At 45.8% G+C, this 8,277-nt stretch carries 8 protein-coding genes; 5 read left to right on the forward strand and 3 right to left on the reverse strand.

Going from position 1 to position 8,277, the window contains the following annotated elements; genetic code table 11:
- Positions 1-19: 19 nt before the first annotated feature.
- The 4 genes from BZG80_RS04635 to BZG80_RS04650 all read left to right on the forward strand — a co-directional run bounded on the left by BZG80_RS04635 (position 20) and on the right by BZG80_RS04650 (position 4,299).
- Positions 20-1,486, forward strand: coding sequence for an AAA family ATPase (locus BZG80_RS04635; RefSeq protein WP_077678842.1), 1,467 nt, complete (start codon positions 20-22; stop codon positions 1,484-1,486).
- Positions 1,486-2,376 (forward strand): hypothetical protein, encoded by an 891-nt coding sequence (locus tag BZG80_RS04640; RefSeq protein ID WP_077678843.1) that lies wholly within the window; start codon positions 1,486-1,488, stop codon positions 2,374-2,376. Before BZG80_RS04635 ends, BZG80_RS04640 begins: the two co-directional genes overlap by 1 nt.
- A gap of 202 nt (positions 2,377-2,578) precedes the next feature.
- Positions 2,579-3,670 carry a ComEC/Rec2 family competence protein gene (locus BZG80_RS04645; protein ID WP_077678844.1) on the forward strand — a complete coding sequence of 364 codons (1,092 nt, stop codon included), beginning with the start codon at positions 2,579-2,581 and terminating at the stop codon, positions 3,668-3,670.
- Complete coding sequence (locus BZG80_RS04650) at positions 3,670-4,299, forward strand: hypothetical protein (protein WP_077678845.1); 630 nt, start codon at positions 3,670-3,672, stop codon at positions 4,297-4,299. The genes BZG80_RS04645 and BZG80_RS04650 overlap by 1 nt, the downstream gene beginning before the upstream one ends.
- A gap of 315 nt (positions 4,300-4,614) precedes the next feature.
- Here the strand turns inward: BZG80_RS04650 and BZG80_RS04655 are convergent, their stop codons facing one another.
- Both BZG80_RS04655 and BZG80_RS04660 read right to left on the reverse strand, forming a co-directional pair.
- Positions 4,615-5,301: an RES family NAD+ phosphorylase gene (locus BZG80_RS04655; protein WP_077678846.1), complete on the reverse strand. Its 687-nt coding sequence runs from the start codon at positions 5,299-5,301 to the stop codon at positions 4,615-4,617.
- Position 5,302: 1 nt separating this feature from the next.
- A complete protein-coding gene (locus BZG80_RS04660) occupies positions 5,303-5,707 on the reverse strand; it encodes an antitoxin Xre-like helix-turn-helix domain-containing protein (RefSeq protein ID WP_025744909.1) in 405 nt (134 codons plus the stop codon).
- Positions 5,708-5,858: 151 nt separating this feature from the next.
- Here BZG80_RS04660 and BZG80_RS04665 point away from each other — a divergent pair, with 151 nt between their 5' ends.
- A complete protein-coding gene (locus tag BZG80_RS04665) occupies positions 5,859-6,887 on the forward strand; it encodes a Gfo/Idh/MocA family oxidoreductase (protein ID WP_077678847.1) in 1,029 nt (342 codons plus the stop codon).
- Positions 6,888-7,029: 142 nt separating this feature from the next.
- Here the strand turns inward: BZG80_RS04665 and chrA are convergent, their stop codons facing one another.
- Positions 7,030-8,175, reverse strand: coding sequence for a chromate efflux transporter (gene chrA / locus BZG80_RS04670; RefSeq protein WP_077678848.1), 1,146 nt, complete (start codon positions 8,173-8,175; stop codon positions 7,030-7,032).
- Positions 8,176-8,277 lie beyond the last annotated feature (102 nt).

Genomic DNA, 8,277 nt, shown 5'->3' on the forward strand with positions numbered 1-8,277 from the left:
AGATAAAGGTTAGGTGATCATGAAAATAACATCGCTCACCGTGGGTGGGTTCAAAGGCATCAAGCATAAAGCGACCATTCCGCTCGCTCCCATCACGTTGTTCTTCGGTGCAAACAGTACGGGAAAAAGCACAGTCTTACATGCACTACTGTATTTGTATGAAGTGATCGCTAAACGTAATTTTGATGCACAGTACAGTTCAATCGCTGGTGAGTCACTTTATTTTGGTGGGTTTCAGAATCTTGTTTATGGCAAAGACTTAAATAGCGTGATCACGCTGGGCGCCACCCTGGACTTTCGCGATAGCGCAGCGGATATCTGGGATGACTACTTGTCAGATTCTGAGAGCTGGTTGCTAGAAACTCATTTAGGCTTTACGCCAGAGTCAGACGCTGACACCATCTCGTTTGAAATCGATGTGCGATGGGATGCCACTAAAAACCGAGCCTATATAAGCCGATATGCGTGTCGTAGCCAGGGCATCGAATACTTCAAAACAACCGCCCAAGCAGGCCGTCCAGAATGTCAAATTGTTCACTATCAGCCATTACCACACTGGGAAGTGGCGGAATTATTCAAAGTCGACAATATTTTTGATTCCGGCCAATGGGAAGATGTCTCGATTCATGGCCAAGATGCGCTACCGAACATTCAGCAAAGGCTGGATCTATCAAACTTCCATGTCGACTGGACCGATGTTTATGAAGATCATCCTTTAGCCGCTCAGCTATTTGCTGAGGCCGCCTTATCGCAAGCAGCATTCGCCCCTCTAAAGCTATTAGTCAATAAACTCGAAGACTTTATCCATATTGGACCATTGCGGATGGTACCAACCCGAGCGACCGTTTTAAACAAACAGACAAGCTCTCAGCGTTGGTATGATGGTACAGCAGGCTGGGAGTCCTTTGCCTTTTCAAGTGAAAGGGTAAAAACCAAAACCAATGAAAAGTTCATTAGTAGTCAGTTTTTCGGCACTAACTACTGCTTCGAATCCCCGTCATACGGTGAGCCCAGTATGAGCGAAAAGTCAGTCATCCTGAAAGATGCTCATACCGATATTCCTTTATTGCCATCCAGCGTCGGGGTAGGGGTATCTCAAGTGTTTCCGTTTGTGGTTGCTACATCACTAGAACAAGATCTTATTGTGTCTTGTGAACAGCCTGAGCTGCATATTCACCCAAAATGGCAGTTAGCATTAGGGGATATGATGCTGGAATCGATCAAGAACAATCCAGATAGAATGTTTCTTATCGAAACACATAGTGAACACTTGATGTTGAGGCTGTTAAAACGTCGGCGAGAAACCGCCGATGAAGCGATCGAATACGAACCATTTGGTTGTGAGAAAAACGATGTACAGATAGTTTTCTGCGAGCAATCTGACGGTAAAACGCGTTTAATTCCCATCAAAACAACCGATGAGGGTGAGTTTGATGCGCCGTGGCCAAACGGCTTCTTCGAAGAAAGAAGAGAGGAACTATTCTGATGTTGCATTTGGAGTTTGCGATAGCGCCAAGTCAAATTAATTCTTTAACTGATCTCATGGTTCTTGAAGCAAGAATGGGCTACGAGAAAGGAGCGGTGCTATCACGTTTTCCCAAAAGCTGGTTCAAGGAAGTCTCTCAGCGGCTTAACGCTGAACTTGATGGTACTACGCTAACCAGAGCAATTGAAAAACTAAGAGATTTACAATCAAGCAAATTGGTATCATTTGGAAGGGCTTATGAAGGAGATGCGTGGGTCGAGGCGGCTAAAAATAGCCATGATATCAGTCAATTCCATCGTTTGGTTGAAGAGTCCCTCGATGAGTTGCCAGTATTTGTTTCATCGCTGATGGATTTAAACGATGCTGATTTTATGTATGTGTCTCGTTATAACCGCGAAGCCAAATCTTTAGCGAGTGCAGCATCGGGTCTTCTCTTTGGTGCAGAAAAGGTAACAATCTACGACCCATATATTTGCGCCACCAAGCTAGGAAGTCGCAAGACTCTTCTAGAGTTGATGAAGGTATGCGAGAAAGATGAAGTAGAATTTCATGTCTTCTCGGAAGAAGATAGGAAACCACCGTGGGTGCAAACAGAGCAAGCTTTAGTCGAGTTTAAGGGGGAGATGCCTGAAAACATTAAGCTGTATTGGTACTGCGCCGATGATGGGGGATCGGGCTTCTTGCATTCTCGAGGTTTATTTACAGCCAAAGGTGGGCTGATTTACGACAGAGGATTCTCAGAGCCAGCGGCAATAGAACAACGTCAAGAGCTCACGGACATCGTTCCAATGCCAAACGGCTTATTACAAGTGAACGCTAAATCGTACAACACATCGCTTCAGTATGAGGACTTTAACCTTGTAAGGGGAGTTTGGACGTCGCATCCCTAATTAGCACAAGGTATGCAATCTTATGCTTAGTTTCGCTACTAGTTATTTTTAAGTTACCGACAGTAATAAAATTTACCACTAGTAATAAAAATCACAAACCTCTGTTGTTACTCCGTCTTATTATCCTTATAAAACAATACTTTAAAAGTTGGCATGCTAGTTGATTAGCAACTCTCAACGTTTATAGAAAGAGGAAAAAGTGATGGGTTACGAAATTGATTTTTTAGGTGTTGGGGAAGAGTCGAAGAGTGGTGACGCGATTGTACTTCGCTACGGGAATCTATACGGGCACCGTGACGAACAAACGGTAGTAGTGATTGACGGTGGCTTTCAAAGCACAGGTTCAAAGATTATTGATCACATCACAACTTGTTTCGGGACGTCCAGAGTGGATTTGGTTATTAATACTCATGCTGATCAAGACCACATCAACGGGTTAGAACCCGTACTCAATGAACTCGAAGTAAAAGAACTTTGGATTCATCAGCCGTGGCTGCATAACCAAGGGCTTGCTAGCAAATTCATAGACGGGCGCGTAACGGACAAAAGCTTAGGGGAGCGCCTTAAGAAAAACCTTGAAAAAGCTTGGGCACTGGTTGAGCAGGCTGAGTCGAAAGGGGTTAACGTACGTGAGCCTTTCACAGGCGTAACGGATACAGGCGGCGGGATTAAGGTGCTAGGTCCTTCCGTCGAATACTACGAATCTCTCATTCCTAATTTCGATGGTATGCCAGAGAAAGCGAGTGGAACAAGTGCATTAGAAAGTTTTTTTGACAAAGCAGCTGCATCTATTCATCGTTTCTTCGCTACTTGGGGCGAAGATCAGATTGATGATGAAGGGATCACATCAGCGAAGAACAACTCCAGTGTGATCACCCAATTGATAGTAGAGGGAAGACGCTCGGTTTTTACAGGTGATGCTGGCATCCAGGGTCTGGAACACGCGGCAGATAAAATCGAGCAGTGTACCAGTGGAGCAGACCTTCGATTTATACAGATCCCGCATCATGGGAGTAAACGTAATATCGGCACGACAGTGCTAAATCGTTTGGTTGGTGAGCCGATTAGCCAAGGAACTTCTCGAAATATCACAGCAATCGCCTCCACAGCTAAATACGGCGAGCCGAAGCACCCACGAAAAGCCGTGATGAATGCTTTCACACACCGAGGAGTCAAAGCTCTAGCGACGAGAGGTACCGGTATTTGCCACAATTTCAATGCGCCTAGCCGAGATGGGTGGAGTAGTATGGATCCTGAGCCATATCACTTCGACTATGAAGAAGAGGTCGCATAATGGCAGGAATCTCTATAAAAGCTAATAACATTGTCCCGCTTTCAGTACTGATGGTTCTTCAATTCGCCGTGATATCACTGGTTAATCAAAATGTGTTTGATATCAGCTATGTCGATATACTAAGAGACACGAGTGGTTCGATGTTAGCAATAGGTGCGGTTTCAGGGTGGCTTAGCCACCTCATACCTGCTGACCTGAAAAGTGTCTTAGTATTTTGGCGATGGCACGATGTATTACCTGGGCATCGTTTTATACCGTTGGCAGAGAAAGACCAGCGTATTGATACCGAGTCCCTGAAAGCCCACGTGGCCGAGTTTGATTCTTTAAAGCAAAATAGTAGTGAGCAGAACAGTTATTGGTACAAGACATTTTATCGTCCATCCAATAAGCAGGATGAAGTGATTTCAACTCACAGAGCTTATTTGCTGTATCGGGATGCAGCGGCAGTGTCTTTTGTCACTGCTTTTGCCTTGCTGGTCGCGAAGCAATACTTCGGTGAGTTCCTTACAGAAGTAAGCTATCAATCTTTGTGGGTATTTGCTTTGACCATCACAGGTTTTTCTATCGCCGCAAGAAATGCGGGGAACAGGCTGGTCACAACAGCAATTGCCGTGACTTTGGCGAACTGACGCTTCAATGCGCTAGAAGTATAAGATAGCAATAACGCTGATCTTGTTTGGCTTATCACTGCGTGATTGAAGCATCTTAGGTCAAGCGGAGCATTTGAACTAAGTTGATTAAAGAAAGTGGTGATTAGCTATTTTATGGTAAATAGTCAGTTATGTTGAATCATCGCGTCAGAATACTGAAGGGGAGAGAAAATGGAGGTGAGGAGTCAAGGCGCTTGTCTTATCGATACGATTCGTCATCTGATAAATACCTTATTTAACATAACATACATAATGCGCACTTAAGATTGGTTTGTTAACATACAGCCGTACCGCTCAGTCCATTGCGTAAATCTTCTCAACCTGGCTGATTTCTTTCCCGTTCCAAATCATTTCTGCGTGGAAGCATTGGATGACATCGCTAACCACCTGTGGCGTAGACATCGCCCAGCAAATCCTCCCTTCATTTCGCACTGAGTGGTAGCGGATCCCTGATAATGCATCATTTTGCCGTACCTGGCGGCCAAGCGCCTGAGCCGCAGAGTAATCAATCAGGTCGTAAATTAGATCTGTCATTGGCTTGTCGCACACATCAATCACCTTATTATCATCAAATGTGAAACGAAGCGCCCTAAACACCAAACGATCATAGTGAAGCCCATTAACGCCAGCCCAATACTTGCGCTGGTGATACATGACCTCCTTTACAGCGGTTTGTTCGGTGTCACCAATATAAAGCATCGCAAAGCTGCCATCAGCAAAGCGTGAGCCATCACGGTTAATGTGCGTAAAGGCGGCTACCGCATAGCTACAACCACGTTCACAGTGGTACGGGATTTCCTCAGGCTTAATCAGGGAAACATCACCCACTTCATCGAGAATACGTGGATTCGTCAATGCTTGCAGTTGATACATCACCTCAAAGTCTTCCGGATTAAGGACATCATCAAACAAATCAATCGTCGGGTACTTAGACGGAATGAGCCTATAACCTACCGCTTGATTTTCTCTCGCATTCGGCATGCTACCCCCATTGACCTGAACGTAACGCGTCGACACGACAGAACACTTCGTAAAGATCAGCGAATTTGCCGCTACTAATAATAGATAAAGGCGTCTGCCCTTCGAAGTAAGCGTTTTTGTTCTCCATCGACATGAAACCCTGAACGTTCTCTTGGTTATCGAAGATGATTCGAAGGCTACTGTGAATGTTTGCGATATAGCTTAAGCGCTCAAGCTGATCATCATCCATAGATATAGTGTCTGGGTTCGCCTTGTACTTTTGGAATGTAGACCTTGGCATGCGAAGAATTCGCTGCATGTCTGCGCCGGTACAGCCCCATCCTTCCATTATTTTTACAGCAGCTTTGAAGCCGACCTGAGCCATTCTCTTCTTGTCTGCCGCCTTTGGTGCTTGTGCTGCTGTCATATCATTCACCATTTCATGCTCACACACTCTCATTATGGACTTAATCTATAATTATATCCATATTGAGACAGAGAGATCTTGCACTTAGATTGATTGGCGTGTCGATGTCCGATAAAGTGCTGATAATACATCGTCAATGCGAGTACGCTTTATGATAAAAACAGCTTTGGTCGGTTTTGGCTTTTCTGCCAATACATTTCACGTTCCTTTTTTGAGTGCAATCTCTGAGTTCGCTATTTCAGCTGTTGTGTCCAGTAAACCCGAACAAGTTGCACAGCGATTGCCTAAAGCGGCTTGCTTTGACGACCTCAACACTTTACTCACTCAACAAACCCCAGATTTGGTGGTGATTACTACCCCCAACCACCTCCATTACCAACACGTTAAACAAGCATTAGAAGCCGGTTGCCATGTCTTGGTAGAAAAGCCTTTTGTGACCAATAGCCGTGATGGTCTCGAGCTAGCGGCGCTGGCCAAGCAAAAAGGCTTAGTGTTGTGCCCTTACCACAATCGACGTTGGGATGGTGATTTTCTCACCCTAAAAGGGTTACACCTAGCAGGTGAGCTTGGCGACATCAAAGTCATGCATTCCAGCTTTAATCGCTACCGCCCAGAAGTCCGCCAACGTTGGCGCGAATTGCCAGGTGAAGGCAGCGGCATTCTCTATGACCTCGGCTCTCATTTAATTGACCAAGCCCTCCATCTTTTAGGGGAACCGGATGCGGTATCCGGCACCTGTCGTGCGCTACGCCCTAGCAGCGAAACGACCGACTATTTTCAAGTGACGCTGCATTACCCAAACACAGAAGTAATTTTATCCTCCAGCCCTTACCGTTCAGGTACCACCGAACGCTTTGTCGTCCAGGGTGAAAAAGCGACCTTCAGTACCGTAGGGTTAGATATTCAAGAAGAGCAACTACGCGCGGGTTTGATGGTAACTGTCTCTGGTTTTGGTGAGCAAGCGTATCAAGGGATGCTCGAAGTTGGTGACAGCGTCACTCCTGATCCTCTCACCCTTGAAAACGGCCAATATCACCGCCTGTTCGATGGATTAGCAAAGGCAATTACCGATAACCAACCCTCGCCTGTTTGCCCAATTTCTGCAAGCAAAGTCATCTATGCTATTGAGCTGGCACAAACAGCCTCCGACACAGGCACTCGCCAACCTTGGCAGTTATAAGGCTGCAGTTTATAAATTAATTAAAAAGCTGAGCCACATGAGCGATGTGACTTAGCTTTTTGCTTTACAACATACAAAGTTATAGTGCGCTAAGTGATAAAAAGTAGCCCAGACACAGCTGGGCCACAAAGTATGGCGCGTATTAAGCGAGAGTAAACTGGTACACCATCATTAATAGGAGTAACCAAAACACCGAAATTCGCCATTGAGTTAATGCCACTAAGCCAAGCGCGATGGGCACTAAATCCAAAGGTTTTGTGTAGGCGGAAACCCATACGGGTTGATACAGCGCGGCGGCGAGTAACCCCACGACACTGGCATTAATGAGGCTGATAGCCCCGGCCAAGCGAGGCTGAGTTTTAACCGCCTCCCAAATCGGCAAAACACCGAACATAAGTAATGCCCCAGGCAAGAAAATCGCAATCGTTGCAATGATACTGCCCCAAATGGGAGCTAACCCTTCAACACTGGCACCCAGATAACTCGCCATGGTGAACATCGGCCCCGGCACTAGCTGAGCCGCCGCATAACCTTCAATTAACGCCGAATCAGTGACAACGTCACCGACAATAGGCTCGAGCAATGGTAAAACCACATGCCCGCCACCAAAGACAAAACTGCCCGCTTGGTAGAACAGATTAAACACCTGTACCCATAAGGTTTGATTAAACAGCCAAGGTACTGTGAGCAATAGTAAAAAGAGGCCCAGGATCACGCTACTGCGGCGCCACGCAATGTTAACTGGCGCATGATGTGATTGGGGCTTCGCAAACCCAATAGCTCCTACAATGCCTGCAATGACAATGGGAAGTACTTGATATAATACGCCCGATGGCGTTAGCAATAGCCATAACGTTGTTGCCACCGCCATTGTCCCAGTCGCTAACGAGCCGATAAATTTTCGGCCCATTGAGACAGTAGCATCAATCACTACCACCACCGCTAATAATTTGGCTGCGCTAATGATGCTTGCGACCCAATCAGAAGCTTGCGCACCGCTGTTTAATACCGCCGCCGCTGTCAACAAAACAAAAGAAGGCAAGGTAAACGCGACAAATGCGCCAAACGCACCTAAATAACCCGCGCGTTGATAGCCAATATACATACCGAGCTGACTGCTTCCTGGGCCAGGTAGAAACTGGCTGATGGCTAAACCAGAAGCAAAGGTATCCGCACTCAGCCACCGCTTTTCTTTGACGAACACACGCTCAAAATAGCCGACATGCGCGGCCGGCCCACCAAACGACATGCACCCTAATAAGAAAAACTGTTTGATTAATTCAATCATCTATCACCTCCTCGCTAAATTTTATGCGATATCAATCATGAATAAAAACAGCCATTCCAGTTTTCATTGTCGATATAAACAATAAATAAGCCGATATAAGAA

This window comes from Salinivibrio sp. MA440 (assembly GCF_001996265.1).
Taxonomy (GTDB): Bacteria; Pseudomonadota; Gammaproteobacteria; order Enterobacterales; family Vibrionaceae; genus Salinivibrio; species Salinivibrio costicola.

Bases quoted from the DNA above. Each gene is read 5' to 3' on its own strand.
- BZG80_RS04635 (WP_077678842.1), top strand. From the start codon at position 20: ATGAAAATAACATCGCTCACCGTGGGTGGGTTCAAAGGCATCAAGCAT.
- BZG80_RS04640 (WP_077678843.1), top strand. From the start codon at position 1,486: ATGTTGCATTTGGAGTTTGCGATAGCGCCAAGTCAAATTAATTCTTTA.
- BZG80_RS04645 (WP_077678844.1), top strand. From the start codon at position 2,579: ATGGGTTACGAAATTGATTTTTTAGGTGTTGGGGAAGAGTCGAAGAGT.
- BZG80_RS04650 (WP_077678845.1), top strand. From the start codon at position 3,670: ATGGCAGGAATCTCTATAAAAGCTAATAACATTGTCCCGCTTTCAGTA.
- BZG80_RS04655 (WP_077678846.1), bottom strand. From the start codon at position 5,301: ATGCCGAATGCGAGAGAAAATCAAGCGGTAGGTTATAGGCTCATTCCG.
- BZG80_RS04660 (WP_025744909.1), bottom strand. From the start codon at position 5,707: ATGACAGCAGCACAAGCACCAAAGGCGGCAGACAAGAAGAGAATGGCT.
- BZG80_RS04665 (WP_077678847.1), top strand. From the start codon at position 5,859: ATGATAAAAACAGCTTTGGTCGGTTTTGGCTTTTCTGCCAATACATTT.
- chrA (WP_077678848.1), bottom strand. From the start codon at position 8,175: ATGATTGAATTAATCAAACAGTTTTTCTTATTAGGGTGCATGTCGTTT.